Origin of the sequence: Mycobacterium sp. (assembly GCF_044342925.1) — a bacterium.
Taxonomy (GTDB): domain Bacteria; phylum Actinomycetota; class Actinomycetes; order Mycobacteriales; family Mycobacteriaceae; genus Mycobacterium.
This window is the reverse complement of record NZ_JBIIOV010000031.1, coordinates 1-23,578: the sequence shown is the minus strand read 5'-3', so window position 1 is coordinate 23,578 and position 23,578 is coordinate 1. Positions and strand designations below refer to the sequence as shown.

Below are 23,578 nucleotides of genomic sequence, written 5' to 3'. Positions count from 1 at the left end.
ATCACTTCCGGTACTTCGCCGGGGCGATCCGCGCCCAGGAAGGCTCATTGAGCCAGATCGACGACGACACCGTCGCCTATCACTTCCACGAACCGCTGGGCGTGGTCGGCCAGATCATCCCGTGGAACTTCCCGATTCTGATGGCGGTGTGGAAGCTGGCACCGGCGCTGGCCGCCGGCAACGCGGTGGTGCTCAAGCCGGCCGAACAGACCCCCGCCTCGGTGATGTATCTGATGTCGCTCATCGCCGACCTGCTGCCGGCCGGCATTGTCAACGTGGTGAACGGATTCGGCGTCGAGGCGGGCAAGCCGCTGGCATCGAGCAACCGAATCGCCAAGATCGCCTTCACCGGCGAGACCACCACCGGCCGGCTGATCATGCAGTACGCCTCGCAGAACCTCATCCCGGTGACGCTGGAATTGGGCGGCAAGAGCCCGAACATCTTCTTCTCCGACGTCATGGCGGCGGCCGATGACTATCAGGACAAGGCGCTGGAGGGCTTCACCATGTTCGCCCTCAACCAGGGCGAGGTGTGCACCTGCCCGTCGCGTTCCTTGATCCAGGCCGACATCTACGACGACTTCCTGGCGCTGGCGGCCATCCGCACCAAAGCCGTACGGCAGGGCGACCCGTTGGACACCGAGACGATGATCGGCGCGCAGGCCTCCAACGACCAGCTGGAAAAAATACTGTCCTACATCGAGATCGGCCGCAGCGAAGGCGCCACCGTGCTGACCGGCGGGGAGCGTGCCGACCTCGGCGGCGATCTATCCGGCGGCTACTACGTGCAGCCCACCATCTTCGCCGGCGACAACGCGATGCGGATTTTCCAGGAGGAGATCTTCGGCCCGGTGGTGTCGGTGACGTCGTTCACCGACTACGACGACGCCATCCGCATCGCCAACGACACCCTCTACGGCCTTGGCGCGGGGGTGTGGAGCCGCAACGGCAACGTCGCCTATCGGGCCGGGCGCGACATCAAGGCCGGGCGGGTGTGGACGAACTGCTACCACCAGTACCCGGCCCACGCCGCGTTCGGCGGGTACAAGCAGTCCGGTATCGGCAGGGAAAACCACCTGATGATGCTCAACCACTACCAGCAGACCAAGAACCTGCTGGTGTCCTATAGCAACAAGGCCCAGGGATTCTTCTAATGAGCACTGAGCCTGCTCCTGTGAGCACTGAGCCTGCTCCTGTGAGCACTGAGCCTGCTCCTGTGAGCACTGAGCCTGCTCCGGCGCGTGCGCTCATCACAACCGCCGCCGCAGACCTGCTCAACCGCCTGCGGACCCGGCACGGCCCGGTGATGTTTCACCAGTCCGGCGGCTGCTGCGACGGGTCCTCGCCGATGTGCTATCCGGAGGGTGAGTTCATCGTCGGCGATCGCGACGTGCTGCTGGGCGTGCTGTGCGGAGCACCGGTGTGGATCTCCGGGCCGCAGTTCGACGCCTGGAAGCACACTCAACTGGTCATCGACATCGTCCCCGGCCGCGGCGGCGGCTTCAGCCTGGAGGCACCCGAAGGGGTGCGCTTCCTCAGCCGCGGGCGCGCGTTCACCCCAGCCGAACTGGAGGCCTTGGCGGCCGACCCGCCGATCACCGGCGCCGACTACGAGCAAGGTCTGCGACCCCCCGAGCGGGAGGACGTGGTGATCGCTCACCCGGACGAGGCCTGCCAAATACCCGGTCGGCACGCCGACGCAGGTCCGAGGTAGACGGCCTGCCAGCCCGTATCGTCGTCAAGCGTGATACCCCTGCCCAGGGCATGGCTGCTCACAAGCGCATTGCTCCTCGGCTGCGTCGCGGGGCAGATCTCCGCAGTCGCCGCCAAGTTGATGGTGGACGCAACCATCCGGCCTGACCTCGTCGTCGCTCTGGTCATCGGTGTTCCCAGCGTCGTCGGGCTGTTGGTAGTCCTGTGTTCCGGCCGACGGTGGGTAACCACGGTGGGTGCTTTCATCCTGGCCATGGCCCCCGGCTGGTTGTCGGTTCTGCTGTTGCTGCAGGTGGTCTCCGGGTGACTGACACCGCTGCTCCGATCACCGAACCGCACCTGACGCCGATGTTCGCCACCGGCGGCCAACCCGCGTTGGCGTCCAACACCGAACCCAATCCGGCGCCGATCTTTGACACCGGACCGCACCCGAACCCTCTCAACGCGACCTCGGCGGAGCCGACCGTCGAACCCGAGTCGGACGAGCCGCAGTCGACTGCCTGGGCGGACGCCGAGTGGGACTCCGACGAATGGCGCAATGCCGAATGGCGGCACACCGAGGTCTCGGATTCGGACCCGACTGCCGAATCGGAATCGAACGCGAGCGAGAAGCCGAAGGCGGATCGCGCATCGGCAGCCGAATCCGCAACCACCGAGGAGGCGCCGGAAGCTGCGCCGGAATTCACACCGGCGGCGACCTCCGAGCCGGATTCGGCCGGCATTGCGGCCGACCTGCATCTCGCGCTGGGCGCTCTCGATCCGGAGCCGGCGCCGCCGGTGCCCAGGCCGGAGTGGAAGGCATTCAGCGAACTCGACAACGTCGACACCGACGCGTTCCTGCGGTCGGTCACCGGCCACATCGAACCGGTGGTGATCACCGCGCAGCCCGTCGCTGTTCCCAGCGCATTCCAATTCGTCAAACGCTGGAAGTTCGCCCTGATCGTGGCCGGGGTCTGGGTGGTGGCCGCGGCTGCGGGCCTGGGCTTCTACTACTGGTGGTACACCGCCATGGACAAGACCCTTCCGGTGTTCGGCATCCTGCTGTATCTGGCGGTCTGCATGGTGGCGAGCGTAATGGTCTCCATGGTGCCCAACCGCCCGCAGGTGACGGCCTTGGCTATCGCGTTGATGGCCGCCCCATTGGCGTCCACGGCGGCCGCCGCCGTCCTGCACGGCGCTTATTACTTCGAATGGATTGCCCGACCGGCGATCGGCTGACAAGGCCCTTCCGCGAGCGTCGTTCCGGCTAGGGTTAGTCCGTGACTCACTATGACGTCGTTGTCCTCGGCGCCGGTCCGGGCGGGTACGTCTCCGCCATTCGCTGCGCGCAACTCGGCCTGAATACGGCCATCATCGAGCCCAAGTACTGGGGCGGGGTGTGCCTCAATGTGGGCTGTATTCCGTCGAAAGCACTGTTGCGCAACGCGGAGCTGACACACATCGTCACCAAGGAAGCGGCGACGTTCGGTTTCAGCGGGCAGGTGACCGCCGACTTCGGAGCCGCCTTCGACCGCAGCCGCAAGGTCGCCGACGGCCGGGTGGCCGGCGTGCACTTCCTGATGAAGAAGAACAAGATCACCGAGATCCACGGGTACGGCCGGTTCACCGACGCCAGCACCATCGCCGTCGACCTCAACGAGGGCGGCACCGAGACGGTCACCTTCTCCAACGCGATCATCGCCACCGGCAGCAGCACCCGGCTGATCCCGGGCACCTCGCTATCGAAGAACGTCGTCACCTACGAGGAGCAGATCCTCGACCGCGACCTGCCCCGCTCGATCGTCATCGCCGGCGCCGGCGCTATCGGCATGGAGTTCGCCTACGTCATGGTCAACTACGGCGTCGACGTCACCATCGTCGAATTCCTGCCGCGGGCACTGCCCAACGAGGACGTCGAGGTGTCCAAGGAGATCGAGAAGCAGTACAAGAAGCTGGGCGTCAAGATCCTCACCGACACCAAGGTGGAGTCGATCGTGGACAACGAGTCCGACGGGTCCGTCTCTATCGTGGTCAGCAAGGACGGCGCCAGCCAGGAACTCAAGGCCGACAAGGTGATGCAGGCCATCGGCTTCGCGCCGAACATCGACGGCTACGGCCTAGAGGCCACCGGTGTGGCGCTGACCGACCGCGGCGCCATCGCCATCGACGATTACATGCGCACCAACGTGCCGCACATCTACGCGATCGGCGACGTCACCGCCAAGCTGCAACTGGCCCACGTCGCCGAGGCGATGGGCGTGGTGGCAGCCGAAACCATCGGCGGCGCGGAGACATTGACCCTCGGCGACTACCGGATGATGCCGCGTGCCACGTTCTGCCAGCCGCAGGTCGCCAGCTTCGGCCTCACCGAGCAACAGGCGCGCGACGAGGGCTACGACGTCAAGGTCGCCAAGTTCCCGTTCACCGCCAACGGCAAGGCGCACGGCTTGGCCGACCCGACCGGCTTCGTCAAGGTCATCGCCGACGCCAAGTACGGCGAGCTGCTCGGCGCGCACCTGATCGGACCCGACGTCTCGGAGCTGGTTGCCGAGCTCACCCTGGCGCAGAAGTGGGATCTCACCGCAAATGAGCTGGCCCGCAACGTGCACATCCACCCGACGCTGTCGGAGGCGCTGCAGGAGTGCTTCCACGGCCTGGCCGGCCACATGATCAACTTTTGAGGCCGGACACCCTGCAGACCGGTTCGGTGAGGTCGGTGATCGTCGCAGGAATCGGCGGTCTGCTGCTCGGGCACATCCTCTGGTTGCTTCTGATCTCGCTGGCGACCGGGTCGCAGTCGGTGAGCACCTGGGTGCTCGTCATCGCGGTGCTGGTCATCGCCGGTGCGGCGGCGGCCGGATATCAGGCGTGGCAGCGATACCAGCGCAAGGACCTCGTCTGGGCGGCGTTCCTCGGTGCCCTGCCGGTGTCGCCGGTGATCTTCACTCTGATCGTGCTCGGGCAGAGCTACCTGTAGCTAGTCCGGGAAGTCCATCGGGACGCGCAAGGTGGCCAGGATTCCGGCGATGGTGTCGTAATGACCTGCCAGAGCGCAGAATTCGATGATCTGCTCGCGGCTCAGGTGCGCCGAGAGTGCGGCATAGGTCTCATCGGACAGATCGCGGTCGAAGGTGAATTCGTCGACCGCTTGCAGCATCGCGCGCTGCCGGCCGGTCAGTCCGTCGGCGTGCGGGCCGGCGAAGATCTTCACCTGCAGGGCGTCGTCGACGCCGCGGGAGCGGGCCAGCCGGCGGTGCTGCTGCAACTCGTACTCCGAACCGCGCAGATGCCCCACCCGCAGGATCACCAGTTCCTTGTCCCTCTTGGGCAGCGTGCCGTGGTTGAGCAGCACATCCCCGTACGGCAGGAACGTCCAGAACAACGTCTTGTGCTGGCCCAGCACTTCGAACAGGTGCATGTGTGGCGCCCGGACCGCCCGCGCCGCAATGCGGGAGATGATCCAGTTGATGACGCCGAGCTCCTGCCGGCCGCCCGGCGGAATCCGCACGATCTCGCTCATCGATGCCCACCGTTCTTCGCGCAAGCGCTCATCGGACCTCATGTCTCCTTTACTAGGTACGGGGACACCGTACTGCGGTGTTCGTCGATATCCAGAGCGCGGCCCAGCGCGGGGAAGGCCCGCTGCGGGCAGTTGTCGCGCTCGCACACCCGGCATCCCGATCCGATCGGAGTGGCGCACTCCGAGGACAGGTCCAGTCCGCGCGAATACACCAGCCGGTGGGCGTGGCGCACTTCGCAGCCCAGGCCGATCGCGAACGTCTTCCCGGGTTGCCCGTAGCGCGACGTGCGCCGCTCGACCGTGCGCGCCACCCACATGTAGTTACGGCCGTCCGGCATCTGCGCGATCTGCACCAGGATCTTGCCCGGGTTCGCGAACGTCTCATAGACGTTCCACAGCGGACAGGTGCCGCCGGACGACGAGAAGTGAAACCCTGTGGCGGACTGCCGTTTCGACATGTTCCCGGCCTTGTCGACCCGCACGAACGAGAACGGCACCCCGCGCATCGAGGGCCGCTGTAGCGTCGAGAGGCGGTGGCACACCGTCTCGTAGCTCACCTGGTAGAAGGCCGACAGCCGTTCGATGTCGTAGCTGATGTTCTCGCTCACGTCGTGGAACTGCCGGTAGGGCAGCACCGTCGCGGCGGCGAAATAGTTGGCCAGCCCCATCCGGGCCAGCCGGCGCGACTCGTCGCTGGTGAACTTGCCGTCGATCACCATCGCGTCGATAAGGTCGCCCACTTCCAGATAGGCCAGCTCCGCGGCCATCTTGAATACCTGCTGGCCGGTCGACAGGTGGGTGGACATCTCCAGCGTCTTCGACGCCGGGTGGTACCGGTGCAACACCGTCTCACCGAGGTCGATGCGTCGCACGATGCGCACGCCGTGCCGTTCGACGAGCCGTTTGGACAACTCCCGGCGCAGTTCGCCGCGGTGCATCCGCATCCGGGCGGTGAGATGCTCAGCGGCGGTGTCGAGTTCGTGCAGGTAGTTCTGCCGTTGGTAGAAGTAGTCGCGCACTTCCTCGTGCGGCATGGTGATCGATCCGCTCCCGCTGCCGTCGTTGAACCGCTCCTCGGTGGCCTCGGCGAGCTGGGCGGTGGTGATCCGGTAGCGGCGGTGCAGGTTCACCATCGCCCGGGCGATCGACGGGTGGGCGCCGACCATCTCGGCGATCTCGGCGGGATCGATCTCGGTATCGAGGTCGCGGTCGAACATCACCTCCCGCAGTTCGGCCATCAGCCGGGTGTCGTCCTGGGACGAGAAGAACGTCGCGTCGACACCGAACACCTCGGTGATGCGCAGCAGCACCGCGACCGTCAGCGGCCGAACGTCATGCTCGATCTGATTCAGATAACTCGGGGAAATTTCGAGCATCTGGGCCAGCGCGGCCTGGCTGAACCCCCGTTCGCTGCGTAGCTGGCGCACCCGCGAGCCTACGAACGTCTTGGGCATCTGAGCCAGCGTACCGGCCTGCGAAGGTTCGATTAGCAGTGTTGGAATCGCAGCGGTTGGCATCCAAATGCCCATTTGGCATGATCGCGGCCATGGGGATCGACACCGCAACCAGCGGTCTTGCCAAGGTGTTGATGCCCGTTCCGGACCCGCACCCCGACGTCTTCGACCGGCAGTGGCCGTTGCGCCCGGCTGATGTCGACCGCCTGGGCCGCCTGCGACTCGACGCCGCGGTGCGCCACATCATGGACATGGGCCAGGACCACCTGCGCGAGATGGGCCATAACGAGACCCACCCGCTGTGGATCGTCCGGCGCACCATGGTCGACCTGATCCGGCCCATCGAGTTCCAGGACATGTTGCGGTTGCGCCGGTGGTGCTCGGGCACATCGAACCGGTGGTGCGAAATGCGGGTGCGCATCGATGGGCGCAAGGGTGGCCTGGTCGAGACCGAGGCGTTCTGGATCAACTTCAGCCGCGAGACCCAAGGGCCCGCCCGGATCGCCGACGACTTCATGGAAGGGCTCATGAAGACGACTGTGGTCGACCGGCTGAGGTGGAAGTCCCTCCTGAAGGCCGGTTCGCGGGAGGACGCCGCCGAGATCCGCGAGTTCCCGCTCCGGGTCTCCGACATCGACTTCTTCGACCACGTCAACAACTCGGTGTACTGGAAAGTGGTGCAGGAGTTCCTGGCTCCGCACCCCGAACTGCTGCAGGCTCCGCTGCGGGTGACGATCGAACACGATGCCGCGGTGAGCTACGGGGAGAAACTGGAAGTGCTCCTGCACGTCTACCCGCCCGGGTCTACCGATAAGTTCGGCCCGGAACTCACCGACCGCACGGTGAGAACCCTCACATACGTCGTCGGAGACCAGATCAAGGCGCTCGCGGCGATCTTCCCGCTCTGACGTCACAGGCGGCGGCAAACAACCATTTTGACCTGCGTCATTTAATTCACCGGCCAGTGGCTGTGCCCTCGCGCAGCGGACAATCTTCGCAGTCTTCGCAAGATCGGGCGCTCCGGTTACCAAACGTTCACAAGATGCGACGTTTTGACCTGCGGATATCTGGTATGGAAGGGTCCCGTTAGCACGCCAGCTAAGGGGGGCGGGGTTCGCAAGCAGCAACGCCCCGGTCGGAGAAACGAAGGAGATTCCACATGTCCGTGTCCAACGTCGGCAAGCCCAAGAGCGCCGCTGAAATCCAGCGCGACTGGGATACCAACCCGCGGTGGAAGGGCATCACCCGGACCTACTCCGCCGATGAGGTCGTCGCCCTGCAGGGCACCGTCGTCGAGGAGGCCACCCTGGCCCGCCGCGGCGCGGAGATCTTGTGGAACCAGGTCAACAACATGGACTTCGTCAACGCCCTGGGTGCGCTGACCGGCAACATGGCCGTCCAGCAGGTCCGCGGCGGCCTGAAGGCCATCTACCTCTCCGGCTGGCAGGTCGCCGGCGATGCCAACCTCTCCGGCCACACCTACCCCGACCAGAGCCTCTACCCGGCCAACTCGGTGCCGCAGGTGGTCCGCCGGATCAACAACGCGCTGCTGCGCGCCGACGAGATCGCCGCGGTCGAGGGTGACACCTCGATCGACAACTGGCTGGTGCCGATCGTCGCCGACGGCGAGGCCGGCTTCGGCGGCGCGCTGAACGTCTACGAGCTGCAGAAGGCGATGATCGCCGCCGGTGTCGCCGGCTCGCACTGGGAGGACCAGCTGGCGTCGGAGAAGAAGTGCGGTCACCTCGGTGGCAAGGTGCTCATCCCGACCCAGCAGCACATCCGAACCCTGACCTCGGCGCGCCTGGCCGCTGACGTCGCCGACGTCCCGACGGTCGTCATCGCCCGCACCGACGCCGAGGCCGCCACCCTGATCACCTCCGACGTCGACGAGCGGGACCAGCCGTTCGTCACCGGTGAGCGCACCTCCGAGGGCTTCTACCACGTCAAGAACGGCCTGGAGCCCTGCATCGCCCGGGCCAAGGCCTATGCGCCGTACTCGGACCTGATCTGGATGGAGACCGGTACCCCGGATCTGGAGTTGGCCCGTAAGTTCGCCGAGGGCGTCAAGGCCGAGTTCCCGGACCAGCTGCTGGCCTACAACTGCTCGCCGTCGTTCAACTGGAAGCAGCATCTCGACGACGCCACCATCGCCAAGTTCCAGAAGGAGTTGGGTGCGATGGGCTTCAAGTTCCAGTTCATCACGCTGGCCGGCTTCCACGCGCTGAACTACTCGATGTTCGATCTGGCCTACGGCTACGCCCGCAACCAGATGACCGCCTACGTCGAGCTGCAGGAGCGCGAGTTCGCCGCCGAGGCGCGCGGCTACACCGCCACCAAGCACCAGCGCGAGGTCGGCGCCGGCTACTTCGACCGGATCGCCACCACCGTTGACCCGAACTCGTCGACCACCGCCCTGGCGGGTTCGACCGAAGAGGGCCAGTTCCACTAAGAGATCGCAGACCCCGCCCGGGTTTTCCGGGCGGGGTTTCTCTTTTTTCCGCCAAGAGTCTGGGAGTGAACGTGAGTGAGGCAGTGATCGAGCGCGTCGGAGTCATCGGGGCCGGCCAGATGGGTGGCGGCATCGCCGAGGTATGCGCCCGCGCGGGCGTCGACGTGACGGTGTTCGAGACCACCGAAGCGCTCGTCACCGCCGGCCGCAGCCGGATCGCCAAGTCCCTGGAGCGCGGGGTCAGCGCGGGGAAGATCACCGAGCGCGAGCGCGACGGGGCGCTGGGCAAGCTGCGGTTCACCACCGATATGACCGATCTGGCTGATCGTCAGCTGGTCATCGAGGCGGTCATCGAGGACGAGAACATCAAGGCGAGCATCTTCGGTCAGCTCGACGAGATCATCACCGACCCGGACGCCGTGCTGGCGTCCAACACCTCCAGCATTCCGATCATGAAGATCGCCGCGGCGACCAAGAACCCGAGCCGGGTCGTCGGCCTGCACTTCTTCAATCCCGTCCCGGTGCTGCCGCTGGTGGAGTTGGTCAGCACGCTGGTCACCAGTGCGGAGGCCGCCGCGCGTACCGAGCAGTTCGCCGCTACGGTCCTGGGTAAGCAGGTGGTCCGGTGCTCGGACCGTTCGGGCTTCGTCGTGAACTTCCTGCTGGTGCCCTACCTGCTGTCGGCGTTCCGCATGGTCGAGGCCGGTGTGGCCACGATCGAGGATGTCGACAAGGCTGTGGTGGCGGGGCTGTCCTATCCGATGGGTCCCCTTCGGTTGTCCGACCTCATCGGGCTGGACACGCTGAAGCTGATCGCGGACAAGATGTTCGACGAGTTCAAGGAACCGCTGTATGCGCCGCCGCCCCTGCTGCTGCGCATGGTGGAGGCTGGACGACTGGGCAAGAAGTCCGGTCAGGGCTTCTATTCCTACTGATACTCGCACCGACGACGGTATGTGCAATTGCCATCCCCATTGGGCTACCCTCTAGCGGGGAACGCCGGCGATTCTGGTCGGGGGGATCGCCGATGCAAGCGTGCGCGTCCGGACCGGTTGCCCGATCGCTGGCCAAGACTTTCGAAGGGTAGCTGTAGATGACCAACGTCGACGACCTGACTCCTTACTACGAAGAGTCGCAGTCGATTTACGACGTCTCCAATGAATTCTTCGCGCTGTGGCTCGGCCCCACCATGGGGTACACCTGCGGTTACTACGAGCGCGACGACATGAACCTGGAGGAGTCGCAGAACGCGAAGTTCGACCTGGCGCTCGGCAAGCTCAACCTGGAGCCCGGCATGACGTTGCTCGACGTTGGCTGCGGCTGGGGCGGCTGCATGGAGCGGGCCGTGCAGAAGTTCGACGTGAACGTCATCGGCATCACGCTGAGCAAGGCGCAGTCGGAGTTCGCCCGCGAGCGGCTTGCCAAACTGGACACCAACCGTTCGATCGAGGTCCGTCTGCAGGGCTGGGAGGAGTTCGACGAGCCGGTCGACCGGATCGTCAGCATCGGGGCCTTCGAGGCGTTCAAGGTCGAGCGCTATCCGCTGTTCTTCGAGCGGGCCTACAGCCTGCTGCCCAGCGACGGCCGGATGTTGCTGCACACCATCCTCGCCCACACGCAGAAGTTCTTCCGGGACAACGGCATCAAGCTCACCCTCAGCGACCTGAAGTTCATGAAGTTCATCGGCGACGAGATCTTCCCGGGCGGGCGGCTGCCGGCGGTGGAGGACATCGAGGTGCTGGCCGCGGATTCCGGATTCACCCTGGAGCGCACCCATCTGCTTCGTCCGCATTACGCGCGCACGCTCGATATGTGGGCCGCCAATCTCGAAGCCAAGCGCGACGAGGCGATCGCCATCACCGACGAGGCGACGTACGACAAGTACATGAAGTACCTGACAGGTTGCGCCGACTTCTTCCGCCGCGGCATCACCAACATCGGCCAGTTCACCCTGGTCAAGGGCAACTAGGACGCAGCGCCGCTCCTCAGCGGCTCGCTTCGCTGCGCCGCATCGTCGCCGGCGCTAGCACTCAGCGACACGCTTGCGCTCCACCTCGAGGTCGAAGTCGGCCGGCGGCCAGGAGAGGTTCAGCGCGCTCAGTGCCTCGATGAGCAGTTCGGTGACCGCTAGGCGGGCGTACCACTTCTTATCGCAGGGAAGCACGAACCACGGCGCCCCATCGCTGGCGGTCCGATCCAGCACGATCTGGTAGGCCTCCTGGTAGGACGGCCAGAGCTTGCGCTCGTCGAGATCGCCCGGGTTGTACTTCCAGAACTTGTCCGGACGCTCCAGGCGCTCGGTGAGCCGGGCCTTCTGTTCGTCGAGCGAGACGAACATCGCCACTTTCACGATGCTGGTGCCGGCGTCGATCAACTCCTTCTCGAAGGTGTTGATCTCGTCGTAGCGGGCGTCGAGTTCGTCGGCCGGCACCAGCTCGCGCACCCGGACCACCAGCACGTCCTCGTAGTGCGACCGGTCGAAGACCCCGATGTGGCCCGCCGAGGGGAGCGCCTTGTTGATGCGCCACAGGAAGTGGTGCGACCGCTCCTCAGCGGTGGGCTTGCCGAAGCTGGGGTAGTCGATGCCCATCGGGCTGCCGGCGGCGACCACATGGGTCACGATGCCGCCCTTGCCGGCGGTGTCCATGCCCTGCAGGACCAGTAGCACCGAGCGGTGGTCGCCCTCCCGGCCGTTGGCGTAGAGCATCTCCTGAAGTTCCGCGAACCGCGCACTGCGCTCGGCGAGGATCTGCTCGGCGTCGTCGCGCTTGCCTTTGAACCCCGGGCTGGAGTCGGTGTCCAACTCGCTGATCCGATCCCCCTTCTTGAAGCGAAGTGCCTCGGAGGGGTGGTGGGTCCACAGCGTGGAAGAGTCGGCCATGGCCGAAGACTAGAGACTACGGCGTGGTCGCGGGCCGCAATGCGGGCAAGACCGGCGGCGGGTGCGGTTCGGAACGGAACCGTTCCAGGGAACCGCCGACCTCGACGATGCCGCACAGCGCGCTCCAGCACAGCATCGTCAGGTAGTCGATGAGCTCATCGGAACTCATGCGCGGGTTGGACATCCACGAGTGCGTCGCCTGTTGCACGCCGCCGACGATGAGGAAAGCCCACGGTTCGACACCGCGCGTGTCCATGCCGGCCACCTGCATGCGCCGGCGCAGCATGACCGCCAGCATCCGGGCGATGATCTGCTCGGAGTTGGCGATCACCTTGTTACGGCTGGCCGACGAGTTGGCCATCACGAAGCGGTACGGCTCCGGCTCGGAGGCCACCGTCTCGACATAGACCCGGATGACTTCGCGGGTCAGGTCGAAACCGTCGAGGTTCGACGACAGCGCGGCGGCGATGCTCGGGATCAGCGTGGTCTGTGTGAACCGCATCATCACCGCGGTGGTGAGGTCGTTCTTGTCGACGAAGTAGCGGTACAGCACGGTCTTGGAGACACCGATCTCCGCGGCGATCTCGTCCATGCTGACGTCGCGGCTGGTATCGCTGCCCAACCGGCGGATGGCGTCGAGTGCTCCGTCGACCAGTTCGGTGCGTCGCTCCAGTTTGTGCTGATGCCAGCGCCGTTTGCGGCCGTCGGTCTTGGCCACACCGCCGATGGCGCGCACCGTCTCGGCTGCGCTGCCAGATCCAGACTGTGTCACGATCGCCGCTTCCATTCCTTACGTCAGGCTCGATTCTAAACGGCAAAGCCCAGAAAGTTGTTACGGGCGGTCACACTAAATCTTCCGCTGCGCTGGTGGCGAATTGCTGGCAGTCGGGTGCTGCGGATAGCGGATGATGGTGACGTGGCTGCCCAACACCGGCTTGCATCCGGCACGTCGTCCCACGTCGCACCGTCCCACGTCGAACCGTCCTCATTTGCTGAATCGTTCGCCGGAGCCGACCTTGAGGCCGATGCCGAGCGGCTGCGCAGCCTGCGGCAGATGAAGGCGGTCGCCCTTGGATTCCTCGTCGGTGCCACGGTGCTGTTCCTGGTGTGCCGGTGGGTGCAGGCGCAGGGGGGACCCGGCTGGGTCGGCTACGTCGGTGCCGCCGCCGAGGCCGGAATGATCGGTGCGCTGGCCGACTGGTTTGCCGTCACGGCCCTGTTCCGGCATCCACTGGGCCTGAAGATCCCGCACACCGCGATCATCAAGCGCAAGAAGGACCAGCTGGGCGAGGGGCTGGGCAACTTCGTGCGGGAGAACTTCCTGTCGCCGGAGGTGGTGCAGACCAAGCTCCGCGACGCCGAGATCGCCAGCCGGCTCGGCAAGTGGCTCGCCGAGCCGGACCACGCCGCGCGAGTTGCCAGCGAGGCGTCGACGATCCTGCGCGTGGGTGTGGAACTGCTCAACGACGAGGACATCCAGCAGGCTATCGACCGCAGCATCGTCAAGCGGCTCGCGGAGCCGCAGTGGGGCCCGCCGGTCGGCCGGGTCCTGGGCCAGCTCTTAGCCGAGAATCGCCAGGAAGCGCTGATCCAGCTGCTCTCCGACCGGGCCTTCGAGTGGGCACTGAACGCCAGCCCCACCATCGAGCGGGTGGTGATGCGGGACTCGCCCAGCTGGTCGCCGAAATTCGTCGATCAGCTGCTCGGCGACCGTATTCACCGGGAGTTGCTCGAGTTCACCGACAAAGTGCGGCGCAACCCGAACCACGAACTACGGCAGTCGGCCAACCGGTTCCTCTTCGAATTCGCCGACGATCTGCAGAACGATCCGGCGACGATGGCCCGCGCCGAGACGGTCAAAGAAGAGCTCATGGAACGCGACGAGGTAACCCGGGCCGCCGAGACCGCCTGGAAGACGCTCAAGCGGCTGCTTCTCGAGGGAGTCGACGACCCGTCGAGTGCCATGCGGGGCAGGATCGCCGATTCGGTGGTGCGGATCGGGGAGTCGCTGCGCGACGACGCCGAACTGCGCGACAAGGTGGACAACTGGATCGTCCGGGGAGCCCAGCATCTGGCTACCCAATACGGCGCCGAGGCCACCACGATCATCACCGACACCATTGAGCGCTGGGATGCCGAAGAAGCCAGCCGACGCATCGAACTCCACGTCGGCCGGGATCTTCAGTTCATCCGAATCAATGGCACGGTAGTTGGCGCGCTGGCCGGCCTTGTGATCTATACCATAGCCCAATTATTGTTCTGACCTGCGCTAGCATGTGCTTGCAATAGCTAGCACCCTGGATTACGATGGTTGCTGTTATGGATACGGCAACCGTTCCCGCCGGGAGGCGAGTCATGGCTCAGGAGTCAGATCTCGCAGCCGTGGTGAGCAACGCCGCCCAAGACATCGGCAGCTTCATCCGCACCCAGCGGGAAGCCGCCCAGGTCTCGGTGCGGCAACTCGCCGAGCGGGCCGGTGTCAGCAACCCGTACCTCAGCCAGATCGAACGGGGACTGCGTAAGCCGTCCGCGGAGGTGCTGAGCCAAATCGCCAAGGCGCTGCGGCTCTCGGCCGAGGTGCTCTATGTGCGGGCCGGGATTCTCGAACCCGTGCAGCCGAGCCAGGTGCACGACGCCATCATCGGTGACACCTCGATCACCGAACGGCAGAAGAGCGTCCTGCTCGACATCTATACATCGTTCTGCCAACAGAACGAGGCGGCCCCTGAGGAGTCGCCGACTGAGTAATTCAAGGCTTCACAAGATCACCAGGCTTTACGAGAACACTGAAAGGAACAGTCACATGGCTGAGAACAACCCCACCATCGAAGATCTGAAGGCCCCGCTTCTCGCGGCTGTCGGCGCCGCCGACCTGGCGCTGGCCACGGTCAACGAGATCCTCGTCACCCTGCGCGAGCGGGCCGAGCTGGGCGGCTACCGGATGGACGATCCTCGGGCCGCGCTGACCCGCCTGCAGGAGGAACTGCCCAAGCGCACCGAGGAGCTGCGCGAGAGGCTGACCAGCGAGGAGCTGCGCAAGGCTGCCGAGGAGTTCCTGGCGGACGCCACCGAGACCTACAACACTCTGGTCGAGCGCGGCGAGGCCGCCCTCGAGCGGCTCAAGGGCCAGCCGGAGTTCAAGGAGGCCGCTGAACGCGTCGAGGGTTACGTCGAACAGGCCGTCGAGCTGACCCAGGAGGCATTGGGCAACGTGTCGGCCCAGACCCGCGCCGTCGGCGAGCGTGCCGCCAAGCTGGTCGGCGTCGATCTGCCGGCCGCTAAGGACTCCGCGCCGGAGGCCGTCGCCAAGAAGATCGCCCCGGCCAAGAAGGCCGCCGCCAACAAGGCCGCTCCGGTCAAGGCTGCTGCCCAGAAGGTCGCCAAGAAGGCGCCGGCCAAGAAGGCCCCCGCCAAGAAGGTCACCCAGAAGTAATTCGGGCACCCCGGCCGTGAATTAAGTCGGCCCCTCGCTCGACCACAGGGACGAGACCCGCCTACCCTGGAAGCCGTGATGCTTCAGGGTGTGGCGGGTCTCGTTCTTGATGTGCTCTTCTGGGCGGTGCTGGCAGCGACTGCGTACGCGTTCGTCAACGCGGCCATGCAGCGCCCCGACGCTTACACCGCTGCCGACAAGCTCACCAAGCCGGTGTGGCTGATCATCCTGGGAATGGCCACTCTGCTGTCCTTTGTTCTGGGAGTGACCGGAATGGTCATCGCGGCGGTGGCAGCGGGTGTCTACCTGGCCGATGTGCGGCCCAAACTCCTCGAAATTCAAGGGAAGTCACGCTGAACGCCCGACGATTCGCCGCCGCGCCGCTAGTGGCGGTGTCCCTGTGGTCCGCTTCGGTGCTCCCCAGCGCCGCCGCAGACCCGGGCACGCCTCCGCCGTATATCGACAGCGTCACCTGGGTCAGCTACGGCGGTCTGCCGACCCTGCGGGTGTATCCCACCGCAGCCGGCCGTCAGGTCGCCGGATCGGTGGCCAAGACGACCACCCAGACCGACGAGGCATGGAACGAGGTGCTGGCCCTGGCCCCCGATGCCGATAGCCCGGGGATGCGCGCACAGTTCCTCTGTCACTGGCGTTTCGCCGAGTTCGCCCAGCCCGGCAAGACCAGTTGGGATCTCGAGTTATGGCGACCGGTCGTCGATGACAACACCATGGTGCTGACCGGCTGCAACCCCGGCGGCGCCGAAAAGGGCTAGCCCGACCGGCGGGTTCTACACACCGGCGAAACAGGGATCCTGCTGCCCGTTGGGGATGGTCGCGTTGCGGGTCACGAAGCGCGCCGCCACCCCGCTGTCGGTCACCTCAACGCTGTCGGCGTGGATGCCCATCGGCAGGTTCTTGGTCAGCTGCCCGGTGAAAGCGTCCAGCGCGGGTTGTGCGGTCTCCCGCGGCAGGGTGAAGCCGAACCCGGTCACCTGCACGACCTGCAGAGCCAGGTTGCCGTTGTCCACCTGCGGCATGATCGTGACGGTGCCCAGCGGTCCCACGACTTTGAGCGTGCCGGCCGACGGGTCGGGCGTGACGTCGCTGACCAGCGCGCCGATCAGGGGGATCATCCCGGACACCGTCTGCTTGATCCCGTCGGCCGACCAGGTGATGTCGGCGTCGAGTGAGCCCAGCGTGCCCGCGGATTCCGCGGTCTGATTCATCCGGACGTCATCCAGACGCAAGTTCAGCTTCATGCCCTTGGCGTCGCGGATCTGATTGCCGGCGGTCTCCACGCGCATGTCGCGGTAGCTATGGGTGAAGTGCTGCAGGAGAAACGGCCGAACGCCGAACGAGACCTCGGCGCTGTCCTGGACCACACAGCTCACGGCGTTGGCGACGATCGAGTCGGCCTTGCGACGGGCGTAGAACTCCCCGCCCAGTAGTGCCGCTGCACCCAGCGCCAGGACGATGACCAGACTCAGCCCGATCGACAGCGGATCCCGGAAGAACCCACGGTCCCGGCTGTGGTCCTCGGGTTCCGGCGTGCCGACGTCCACCGGCGGCGGGCCGGCCGGAAAGGGCTGACTCGGGATCTGCCGGGTCGCCCGATCCTCGTTGCCTGGCGCATACCCGGGGATCTGCTGGGTGGGTTGCTCGCGGTAGCCGGGGAACTGCTGGGTCGGCTGCTGGGAGTATCCGGGGAACTGCTGAGTGGGTTGCTCGGAGTAGCCGGGCCCGGGGGGCGGCGGGCCGGACGGGGGAGTCTGGCCCGGCGGGCGGCCCTGAGGCGGGGTCGGACCCTGGGGCGGGCCCTGCGGCGGGAGCGTCACCCGCGCGATTGTGCCCTAGAAAACTGAGAATCAGTGTCCGCACGCACGCGATTCCGCAGCACACCGACCCTGTCCCGGATGGCCGGAACACTCGCCACGTCCAGATCGCACAGCAGTAGTTCCGGTTCGGCGCCGGCCTGGGTGAGCACTTCGCCCAGCGGCGAGGCCACCAGGCTGCCGCCCACTCCGGTCGGTGCCTGGGCGGCCAGCTCGTCGCCGGGGTAGGCCTGACCGGCGGCCACGACGAAGCAGCCGGAATCCAGGGCCCGGGCCCTTGCCAGCAGCGACCACTGGTCCAGCTTTCCCGGGCCCGCGCCCCACGAGGCGCTGACAGTGATCACCGAGGCGCCACGATCGGCCAGCACGCTGTACAGATACGGAAAGCGGATGTCGTAACACAGCGTCACGCCGACGCCAACGCCGTCGACGTCGACGACCACCGGCTCCCGGCCGGCAGCGACGGTGTCGGACTCGGTGAACCCGAACGCGTCGTACAGGTGGATCTTGTCGTAGCGGGCCTCTACGCCCTCGCCGGTGGCCAGCAGGGTGTTGGTGACGCGGCCGGCGGGCGCCGGCGTGAACATGCCGGCGAAAACGGTGATCCCGGCCTTGGCCGCGATCACTCGGACGCCATCGGCCCAGCGGCCGTCGATGGGCTCGGCGATCGGCGCCAACGGCACCCCGAACCGGCACATGGCGGCCTCCGGGAACACCACCAGCCGCGCTCCGGCGTCGGCGGCTCGGCGGGTGTAGTCGCCCAGCATCGCCAGGTTGGCTGCCGGGTCGGTGCTCGACAGGATCTGCGCCACTGCGATCCGCATGGCTCCCAGCGTGCCACGGTGTCACATTCGTGGCGGAGCCACGGTGTCACATTCGTGGCGGAGCCACGGTGTCACATTCGTGGCGGAGCCACGGTCACATTCGTGGCGGAGCCACGGTCACCCACGGGACCGTCAGTACCCCATCACGCGCGCTGCGCCGCTGGGGCTCGACCGGCACTCCCTGCGCGCGCAATTCAGCCAGCATCGCCCGCCACCGGGCCCGCGGCCCGAACACCGACTGACCCGCCGCGGCGGCCCACGCTCGGTCGGCGGCGTCGAGCAGGGTGTGGATCGGCTGGCCCGCCACATTGTGGTGAATGAGGATTTTCGGCAACCGCTCAGCCAGGTCGGACGGTCGCTCGATGGCGCGGGCGTCGCAGGCCAGAGTCAGGCTCACCGGCCCGTCCCGGTCCAGCAGCACCCAGCAACCGCGGCGGCCCAGTTCGTCGCAGGTGCCCTCGACCAGCACCCCGCCCGGCGCCAGCCGGCTCTGCATGGTGTGCCAGGCGTCGGCCACCGCCTCCTCGGGGTACTGGCGCAGTACGTTAAAGGCCCGTACCAGAACCGGCCGCAGCCCAGCCAGTTCGAAACCGCCGAGAGCGAATTCGGCCCGGCCGTCGGACGCTGCGCGGGCCACCTCGACCCGCTCCGGCTCGATCTCCAGGCCCACCACCCGAACGTCGGTGCGCACCGCACGCAATCGGGATGCCAACTCCACCGTGGTGACCGGCAGACGTCCATAGCCGAGGTCGACGACCACCGGGTTATCCACGGAGTTCAGCGCCGCCAGCACCCGGGGGTGGTGGGTGAGCCAACGGTCGGCCCGGCGCAGCCGGTTGGCGCCGGTGGTTCCCCGGGTCGGCACTCCGACCGGACGCGCTGGCCTAGTGATTGCCGGCGATCCATGTCGCGGTGAACTTCCCCTCCTGGGCGAACAGCGTCCGCAAGCCGGCCATCACCAGCTGCTCGATCTGCCCGCCGATCAGCGGGACCCGCGCCCGGCAGACGGTCTCCAGCCGCATCCGGCTGCCGCGGTCGGTGTCGATCAGAAGATAGTCACCGGTGACCTCCACCGGCGCCGGGATATGCGCGCGATAGCGACCGGCCGCCTGATTGGTGGGCGTGTGGAAAGCGTCGAAGTGTTGTTCGCGGGTGACGACGAAGGTGCCGGTCAACACCGGACGGACCACGGACGGCAGGTCGTCGCCGGACATGATGTGGGTGAACGAGACGTCGGTGCCGCTCTCACCGGTCCAGAAGTGCGAGATCTCGGTGCGGGATCCGTTGCCGCGGTAGAAGCCCACCAAGTCATCCCAGTAGCGACGGGCGGTGAACTGTCGGTACATCTCGGCGGCCGGCACGTCGTCGACGTCGACGTCGTAGACCATGCTGCGGGGCATGGGCCTCAACCTACCCGCGGAAGCTATCCCTGGTTCGCCACGATCCACCGGGCGGTGAATTCCTGTTCGGTGTTGAGCAGGTTGGTCAACTGCGTGCCGATGAACTTCTCCATTTTCCGGCCGACCAGCGCGATATGGACCTCGACGACGGCGCGGAATTCGAGCCGGGCCCGGGTTGTGTGAGCGGTGAGCTGCGCTTGGCCGGTGAGCGTCACCGGCGCCCGCACGATGGAACCGGCAATCGAGGCCTCGGCTGAGCCGTCGCACAGAGCGGTCCAGGTCTCGGCCCGCCGGATCTCCAGATCGCCGTGGTGGAACTGCTGCACCAAACCGGGCAGTCGTTCGGCCCGCAGCACCTGAGTGGTCACCACGTCCACACCGCCGTCGTGCCCCACCGTGAAGGCGTCCAGCGTCCATTCGTCGGCACCCGACTCGGCCAGCCGCGCCTTCCAGTACTGCTCGTCACATAACGCGGCGTGAACCTGCTCCGCCGTGCCTGGGTAGTCGGTGGACATGTCGAACGAACGTGGCATAGCTGGTGAGGCTACCGTTACGGGCCGTGCCCCTACAGGAGGAGTTCGCCGGAGCGCAGGTCGCCCAGAACGTGCCGTTGGCGTCGCTGACCACGCTGCGGGTCGGACCGCTGGCACGTCGTGTGATCACCTGTGTCAGCAGCGATCAGATCGTCGCGACGCTGCGCGCACTCGACCAGGCGGGGGAGCAGCCCCTGATTCTTGGCGGCGGATCGAACGTGGTCATCGCCGACGAGTTGACCGACGTGACCGTGGTGCTGCTGGCCAGTGCGGCGATCACCGTCGACGCAGCGGTACTGCGCGCGGACGCCGGCGCTGACTGGGACGCGGTGGTGGCCCGCGCCGTCCAGGCCGGTCTGGGCGGGCTGGAATGTCTCTCCGGCATACCGGGATCCGCCGGCGCCACACCAGTGCAGAACGTCGGCGCCTACGGCGTCGAGGTGGCCGACCGGTTGACCCGGGTGCGGTTGCTGGAGCGCCGCTCGGGTGACGTGCGGTGGGTGCCGGCAGACGAACTCGGCTTCGCCTACCGGCACAGCGTGTTGAAGAACTCCTCCGACGCATGCGTGCTCGAGGTCGAGTTCGCGCTGGATCCCAGCGGTCGTTCGGCACCGGTGCGTTACGGCGAACTCGCGGCCGCTCTGGGAGTCGCGGCCGGAGCCAGCGCCGACCCTGAACGGGTGCGCGCCGCGGTGCTGGGCCTGCGTGCGGGCAAGGGCATGGTGCTCGACGCGACCGATCACGACACCTGGAGTATCGGTTCGTTTTTCACCAACCCGGTGGTGCCGGCCGAGCACTTCGAACGGCTGCGTGCCGAGTCCGACGTGCCGGTTCCGCACTATCCCGCCGATGCCGGGGTGAAGCTGGCGGCCGGCTGGCTGGTGGAGCGGGCCGGGTTCGGCAAGGGATTTCCCGGGTACGGCCCGTGCCGGTTGTCGACCAAGCACGCACTGGCGCTGACCAACCGTGGCGGGGCCACCACCGCCGACGTGCTGGCGCTGGCCCGGACGGTCCGCGACGGGGTGCAGGCCACCTTCGGGGTCACGTTGGTTCCAGAGCCCGTGCTGGTGGGCTGCGCGCTGTAACTTTGGTGGCCGTGAGCGCTGACCCGGAGGGCAGGAGCGAAGCGACTCGGGAATGGTGACCCGGAGGGCAGGAGCGAAGCGACTCGGGAATGGTGACCCGGTGGGCAGCACCCCGACCACGTCGGCTCCGACGGCGGCGGCGGTCAGACCCGGCGGTTGAACCGGCTGGCGCTGGCCTGATCGCGCGGTCGGATGACGATCTGGTCGAGGTTGACGTGCGCCGGCCGGGAGGCGACGAAACCGATCACCTCGGCCACGTCATCGGCGCTGAGCGGAGTGATGCCGGCGTAGACCTTCTCGGCGCGCTGTGCGTCGCCGCCGAACCGCACCAGGGAGAACTCGGTCTGCACCGCACCGGGGGCTATCTCGGTGAGCCGCACCGGCTTTCCCAGCAGCTCGCCGCGCAGTGTGCGGTGCAGCGCGCCCTGCGCGTGCTTGGCGGCGGTGTAGCCGGCGCCGCCGTCGTAGACCTCGAGCGCGGCGATGGAGGTGACCGTCACGATGAGGCCGTCACCGGAGGCGATCAGCGCGGGCAACAGCGCGCGGGTGACCCGCAAGGTGCCCATTACGTTGGTCTCCCACATCCAGCGCCAGTCGTCGAGGTCCGCCTCGGCAACCGGCTGCAGGCCCTTGGCGCCGCCGGCGTTGTTGACCAGCACGTCGACCCGCTCAAGCCGGTCGGCCAGCGCACTCACCGCCGCGTCGTCGGTCACGTCGGCGGTGACCGCCGTGCCACCGATTTCCTGCGCCAGACGTTCGATGCGCTCAGCGCGACGGGCGACGGCGACCACATGGAAACCAAGGCCCGCAAGGGTTCTCGCGGTGGCCGCCCCGATTCCCGAGCTGGCTCCGGTGACGACGGCGACGCGCGAGTGGGCGTCCGGATTGGCTGTCATCGGCTCGACTTTAGCCACCGTGCTTTCGGCCCGTCGTACCTATGGGTCTGACTGGTGGGGGCTGGGCGTTCACCTCGAACTGGTACGGCGTGACGTCACCGTGACGGTATCCGCAGGAGGCCGGGGGCCGCCATGGTGTCGCTGAGCAGCAGCTACGCCGATCCGCTCGGCGCGCCGCGGCGCATGCGGCAGCGCCGGTCCGGCGTCTCCGGCTGACCGCCGCGGCGTCGTCGGTGTCATGATGGTCGGGTGCGGCAACCCCGGGACCTGACCGACGCCGGTATGTTGCCGCGCCGGGTGGCGGTGCTGTCGGTGCACACCTCGCCCCTGTCGCAGCCCGGCACCGGCGACGCCGGCGGGATGAACGTCTACGTTTTGCAGACCGCGCTGCAGATGGCGGCCCGGGGTGTCGAGGTGGAGATCTTCACCCGGGCGACGTCGTCGGCTGATCCGCCGACGGTGCCGGTGGCTCCCGGCGTGCTGGTGCGCAATGTGGTGGCGGGCCCGTTCGAGGGGCTGGACAAATACGACCTGCCCACCCAGCTCTGCGCCTTCACGGCGGGGGTGCTGCGCGCCGAGGCCAATCACGAGCCTGGCCACTACGACATCATCCATTCGCACTACTGGCTCTCCGGCCAGGTGGGCTGGCTGGCGCGCGAACGCTGGGCGGTCCCGTTGGTGCACACCGCGCACACCCTGGCTGCGGTGAAGAACGCCGCACTGGCGCAGGGAGATTCGCCGGAACCACCGCTGCGCGCAGTCGGTGAACAGCAGGTGGTCGACGAAGCCGACCGCCTGATCGTCAATACCGAAGATGAAGCGCACCAATTGGTTTCGCTGCATCAGGCCGACCCCGGCCGGATCGACGTGGTGCATCCCGGAGTGGATCTGCAGACTTTCACCCCGGGTGACCGGGCTGCCGCCCGGGCGGCACTCGGACTGGCTCCCAACCAGCCCGTCGTCGCGTTCGTCGGCCGGATCCAGCCGCTGAAGGCGCCCGACGTGCTGCTGCGCGCGGCGGCCTTGATTCCGGTGCGTGCCGCTGGTCCGGTTCGCGTGCTGATCGCCGGCGGGGCGTCGGGCACCGGCCTGGCCGCCCCGGACAGCCTGATCCGGCTGGCCGACGAACTAGGCATCGCCGACCGGGTGACGTTCCTGCCGCCGCAGTCGCGGGACCAACTGGTCAACGTCTACCGCGCCGCCGACCTGGTGGCCGTCCCCAGCTATTCGGAGTCGTTCGGTTTGGTCGCGGTGGAGGCACAGGCGTGCGGAACGCCGGTGGTGGCGGCCGCGGTGGGCGGCCTGCCGGTCGCGGTTGCCGACGGCCGTAGCGGCCGGCTCGTCGACTCGCACGATCCGCAGCGCTGGGCTGAGGCCATCACCGGCCTGCTCGCCTCCGACCTCGCGGCGCTGGGCCGCGGTGCCGTCGAGCATGCCGCGGAGTTCTCCTGGGACCACACCGTCGATGCGCTGCTGGCCAGCTACGCCCGCGCCATCGCCGACTACCGGCGCACCCACCAGACGGTGCGCGCCCTGACGCCCCGCCGGCCCGGGCGTAGCTGGCCAGCAGCGCATC

At 67.0% G+C, this 23,578-nt stretch carries 27 protein-coding genes; 17 read left to right on the top strand and 10 right to left on the bottom strand.

Annotated features, from left to right (window positions below; translation table 11 throughout):
- The 6 genes from adh to ADBZ6I_RS05430 all read left to right on the top strand — a co-directional run.
- Positions 1-1,154, top strand: a 1,154-nt coding sequence (gene adh / locus ADBZ6I_RS05455) for an aldehyde dehydrogenase (protein ID WP_526381648.1), incomplete at its 5' end; no start/stop codon positions are given.
- A gap of 62 nt (positions 1,155-1,216) precedes the next feature.
- Positions 1,217-1,714: a DUF779 domain-containing protein gene (locus tag ADBZ6I_RS05450; protein ID WP_526381646.1), complete on the top strand. Its 498-nt coding sequence runs from the start codon at positions 1,217-1,219 to the stop codon at positions 1,712-1,714.
- Positions 1,715-1,744: 30 nt separating this feature from the next.
- Complete coding sequence (locus tag ADBZ6I_RS05445) at positions 1,745-2,020, top strand: putative holin (RefSeq protein ID WP_526381644.1); 276 nt, start codon at positions 1,745-1,747, stop codon at positions 2,018-2,020.
- The gene (locus ADBZ6I_RS05440; RefSeq protein WP_526381642.1) at positions 2,017-2,931 is read left to right on the top strand and encodes a hypothetical protein; all 915 of its coding nucleotides are present in this window, start codon (positions 2,017-2,019) and stop codon (positions 2,929-2,931) included. Before ADBZ6I_RS05445 ends, ADBZ6I_RS05440 begins: the two co-directional genes overlap by 4 nt.
- Before the next feature lie 41 nt (positions 2,932-2,972).
- The gene (gene lpdA / locus ADBZ6I_RS05435) at positions 2,973-4,373 is read left to right on the top strand and encodes a dihydrolipoyl dehydrogenase (protein ID WP_526381640.1); all 1,401 of its coding nucleotides are present in this window, start codon (positions 2,973-2,975) and stop codon (positions 4,371-4,373) included.
- A complete protein-coding gene (locus ADBZ6I_RS05430) occupies positions 4,370-4,669 on the top strand; it encodes a hypothetical protein (protein WP_526381638.1) in 300 nt (99 codons plus the stop codon). Before lpdA ends, ADBZ6I_RS05430 begins: the two co-directional genes overlap by 4 nt.
- On the opposite strand, the gene ADBZ6I_RS05425 is transcribed toward ADBZ6I_RS05430, so the two are convergent.
- Both ADBZ6I_RS05425 and ramB read right to left on the bottom strand, forming a co-directional pair.
- Positions 4,670-5,212, bottom strand: a complete 543-nt coding sequence (locus tag ADBZ6I_RS05425) for a carboxymuconolactone decarboxylase family protein (RefSeq protein WP_526381636.1) — start codon at positions 5,210-5,212, stop codon at positions 4,670-4,672.
- Between the two features lie 38 nt (positions 5,213-5,250).
- On the bottom strand, positions 5,251-6,666 hold the full coding sequence (gene ramB / locus ADBZ6I_RS05420) for an acetate metabolism transcriptional regulator RamB (protein ID WP_526381634.1): 1,416 nt from the start codon (positions 6,664-6,666) through the stop codon (positions 5,251-5,253).
- 92 nt (positions 6,667-6,758) lie between these two features.
- On the opposite strand from ramB, the gene ADBZ6I_RS05415 reads away from it, so the two are divergent.
- The 4 genes from ADBZ6I_RS05415 to ADBZ6I_RS05400 all read left to right on the top strand — a co-directional run bounded on the left by ADBZ6I_RS05415 (position 6,759) and on the right by ADBZ6I_RS05400 (position 11,087).
- Positions 6,759-7,574, top strand: coding sequence for an acyl-[acyl-carrier-protein] thioesterase (locus ADBZ6I_RS05415; protein ID WP_526381632.1), 816 nt, complete (start codon positions 6,759-6,761; stop codon positions 7,572-7,574).
- Between the two features lie 257 nt (positions 7,575-7,831).
- The gene (gene aceA, locus ADBZ6I_RS05410) at positions 7,832-9,118 is read left to right on the top strand and encodes an isocitrate lyase (protein WP_526381659.1); all 1,287 of its coding nucleotides are present in this window, start codon (positions 7,832-7,834) and stop codon (positions 9,116-9,118) included.
- Positions 9,119-9,189: 71 nt separating this feature from the next.
- Positions 9,190-10,053, top strand: a complete 864-nt coding sequence (locus ADBZ6I_RS05405; protein ID WP_526381630.1) for a 3-hydroxyacyl-CoA dehydrogenase family protein — start codon at positions 9,190-9,192, stop codon at positions 10,051-10,053.
- 158 nt (positions 10,054-10,211) lie between these two features.
- Positions 10,212-11,087 carry a cyclopropane mycolic acid synthase family methyltransferase gene (locus ADBZ6I_RS05400; protein ID WP_526381628.1) on the top strand — a complete coding sequence of 292 codons (876 nt, stop codon included), beginning with the start codon at positions 10,212-10,214 and terminating at the stop codon, positions 11,085-11,087.
- 54 nt (positions 11,088-11,141) lie between these two features.
- Here the strand turns inward: ADBZ6I_RS05400 and ADBZ6I_RS05395 are convergent, their stop codons facing one another.
- The gene (locus ADBZ6I_RS05395) at positions 11,142-11,999 is read right to left on the bottom strand and encodes a PPK2 family polyphosphate kinase (protein ID WP_526381626.1); all 858 of its coding nucleotides are present in this window, start codon (positions 11,997-11,999) and stop codon (positions 11,142-11,144) included.
- Between the two features lie 16 nt (positions 12,000-12,015).
- On the bottom strand, positions 12,016-12,786 hold the full coding sequence (locus ADBZ6I_RS05390; RefSeq protein WP_526381624.1) for a TetR/AcrR family transcriptional regulator: 771 nt from the start codon (positions 12,784-12,786) through the stop codon (positions 12,016-12,018).
- A 249-nt stretch (positions 12,787-13,035) separates the two neighbouring features.
- Between ADBZ6I_RS05390 and ADBZ6I_RS05385 the strand changes: the two genes are divergently transcribed.
- The 5 genes from ADBZ6I_RS05385 (at position 13,036) to ADBZ6I_RS05365 (ending at position 16,205) form a co-directional block, all read left to right on the top strand.
- Positions 13,036-14,262, top strand: a complete 1,227-nt coding sequence (locus tag ADBZ6I_RS05385) for a DUF445 domain-containing protein (RefSeq protein ID WP_526381657.1) — start codon at positions 13,036-13,038, stop codon at positions 14,260-14,262.
- A gap of 92 nt (positions 14,263-14,354) precedes the next feature.
- The gene (locus ADBZ6I_RS05380; protein WP_526381622.1) at positions 14,355-14,747 is read left to right on the top strand and encodes a helix-turn-helix domain-containing protein; all 393 of its coding nucleotides are present in this window, start codon (positions 14,355-14,357) and stop codon (positions 14,745-14,747) included.
- Between the two features lie 55 nt (positions 14,748-14,802).
- A complete protein-coding gene (locus ADBZ6I_RS05375; RefSeq protein WP_526381620.1) occupies positions 14,803-15,432 on the top strand; it encodes a heparin-binding hemagglutinin in 630 nt (209 codons plus the stop codon).
- Between the two features lie 78 nt (positions 15,433-15,510).
- Entirely contained in the window at positions 15,511-15,789 is a 279-nt protein-coding gene (locus ADBZ6I_RS05370) for a DUF2516 family protein (protein WP_526381655.1), read from the top strand.
- A 56-nt stretch (positions 15,790-15,845) separates the two neighbouring features.
- Positions 15,846-16,205, top strand: a complete 360-nt coding sequence (locus tag ADBZ6I_RS05365) for a DUF2599 domain-containing protein (RefSeq protein ID WP_526381618.1) — start codon at positions 15,846-15,848, stop codon at positions 16,203-16,205.
- A gap of 15 nt (positions 16,206-16,220) precedes the next feature.
- Here ADBZ6I_RS05365 and ADBZ6I_RS05360 read toward each other — a convergent pair whose 3' ends face one another.
- From ADBZ6I_RS05360 to ADBZ6I_RS05340, 5 genes are all read right to left on the bottom strand, one after another.
- The gene (locus ADBZ6I_RS05360) at positions 16,221-17,267 is read right to left on the bottom strand and encodes an LmeA family phospholipid-binding protein (protein ID WP_526381616.1); all 1,047 of its coding nucleotides are present in this window, start codon (positions 17,265-17,267) and stop codon (positions 16,221-16,223) included.
- On the bottom strand, positions 17,264-18,088 hold the full coding sequence (locus tag ADBZ6I_RS05355) for a carbon-nitrogen hydrolase family protein (protein ID WP_526381614.1): 825 nt from the start codon (positions 18,086-18,088) through the stop codon (positions 17,264-17,266). Before ADBZ6I_RS05355 ends, ADBZ6I_RS05360 begins: the two co-directional genes overlap by 4 nt.
- Positions 18,089-18,182: 94 nt before the next feature.
- Entirely contained in the window at positions 18,183-18,953 is a 771-nt protein-coding gene (locus ADBZ6I_RS05350; RefSeq protein ID WP_526381612.1) for an O-methyltransferase, read from the bottom strand.
- 19 nt (positions 18,954-18,972) lie between these two features.
- Positions 18,973-19,488: a DUF2505 family protein gene (locus ADBZ6I_RS05345; RefSeq protein WP_526381610.1), complete on the bottom strand. Its 516-nt coding sequence runs from the start codon at positions 19,486-19,488 to the stop codon at positions 18,973-18,975.
- Between the two features lie 23 nt (positions 19,489-19,511).
- Positions 19,512-20,021, bottom strand: a complete 510-nt coding sequence (locus ADBZ6I_RS05340; protein WP_526381608.1) for a DUF2505 family protein — start codon at positions 20,019-20,021, stop codon at positions 19,512-19,514.
- Between the two features lie 26 nt (positions 20,022-20,047).
- Here ADBZ6I_RS05340 and ADBZ6I_RS05335 point away from each other — a divergent pair, with 26 nt between their 5' ends.
- Positions 20,048-21,106: a UDP-N-acetylmuramate dehydrogenase gene (locus ADBZ6I_RS05335; protein ID WP_526381606.1), complete on the top strand. Its 1,059-nt coding sequence runs from the start codon at positions 20,048-20,050 to the stop codon at positions 21,104-21,106.
- Positions 21,107-21,249: 143 nt separating this feature from the next.
- On the opposite strand, the gene ADBZ6I_RS05330 is transcribed toward ADBZ6I_RS05335, so the two are convergent.
- Positions 21,250-22,002, bottom strand: a complete 753-nt coding sequence (locus tag ADBZ6I_RS05330) for an SDR family NAD(P)-dependent oxidoreductase (protein ID WP_526381604.1) — start codon at positions 22,000-22,002, stop codon at positions 21,250-21,252.
- A gap of 282 nt (positions 22,003-22,284) precedes the next feature.
- Here ADBZ6I_RS05330 and mshA point away from each other — a divergent pair.
- The coding region (gene mshA / locus ADBZ6I_RS05325) for a D-inositol-3-phosphate glycosyltransferase (protein ID WP_526381653.1) at positions 22,285-23,578 on the top strand (1,294 nt) is incomplete at its 3' end.

Excerpts from the sequence above, each read along its gene's own strand:
- ADBZ6I_RS05425 (WP_526381636.1), bottom strand. The coding sequence starts at position 5,212 with ATGAGCGAGATCGTGCGGATTCCGCCGGGCGGCCGGCAGGAGCTCGGC.
- ramB (WP_526381634.1), bottom strand. The coding sequence starts at position 6,666 with ATGCCCAAGACGTTCGTAGGCTCGCGGGTGCGCCAGCTACGCAGCGAA.
- ADBZ6I_RS05415 (WP_526381632.1), top strand. The coding sequence starts at position 6,759 with ATGGGGATCGACACCGCAACCAGCGGTCTTGCCAAGGTGTTGATGCCC.
- ADBZ6I_RS05400 (WP_526381628.1), top strand. The coding sequence starts at position 10,212 with ATGACCAACGTCGACGACCTGACTCCTTACTACGAAGAGTCGCAGTCG.
- ADBZ6I_RS05395 (WP_526381626.1), bottom strand. The coding sequence starts at position 11,999 with ATGGCCGACTCTTCCACGCTGTGGACCCACCACCCCTCCGAGGCACTT.
- ADBZ6I_RS05390 (WP_526381624.1), bottom strand. The coding sequence starts at position 12,786 with ATGGAAGCGGCGATCGTGACACAGTCTGGATCTGGCAGCGCAGCCGAG.
- ADBZ6I_RS05380 (WP_526381622.1), top strand. The coding sequence starts at position 14,355 with ATGGCTCAGGAGTCAGATCTCGCAGCCGTGGTGAGCAACGCCGCCCAA.
- ADBZ6I_RS05375 (WP_526381620.1), top strand. The coding sequence starts at position 14,803 with ATGGCTGAGAACAACCCCACCATCGAAGATCTGAAGGCCCCGCTTCTC.
- ADBZ6I_RS05370 (WP_526381655.1), top strand. The coding sequence starts at position 15,511 with ATGCTTCAGGGTGTGGCGGGTCTCGTTCTTGATGTGCTCTTCTGGGCG.
- ADBZ6I_RS05355 (WP_526381614.1), bottom strand. The coding sequence starts at position 18,088 with ATGCGGATCGCAGTGGCGCAGATCCTGTCGAGCACCGACCCGGCAGCC.
- ADBZ6I_RS05345 (WP_526381610.1), bottom strand. The coding sequence starts at position 19,488 with ATGCCCCGCAGCATGGTCTACGACGTCGACGTCGACGACGTGCCGGCC.
- ADBZ6I_RS05340 (WP_526381608.1), bottom strand. The coding sequence starts at position 20,021 with ATGCCACGTTCGTTCGACATGTCCACCGACTACCCAGGCACGGCGGAG.
- ADBZ6I_RS05330 (WP_526381604.1), bottom strand. The coding sequence starts at position 22,002 with ATGACAGCCAATCCGGACGCCCACTCGCGCGTCGCCGTCGTCACCGGA.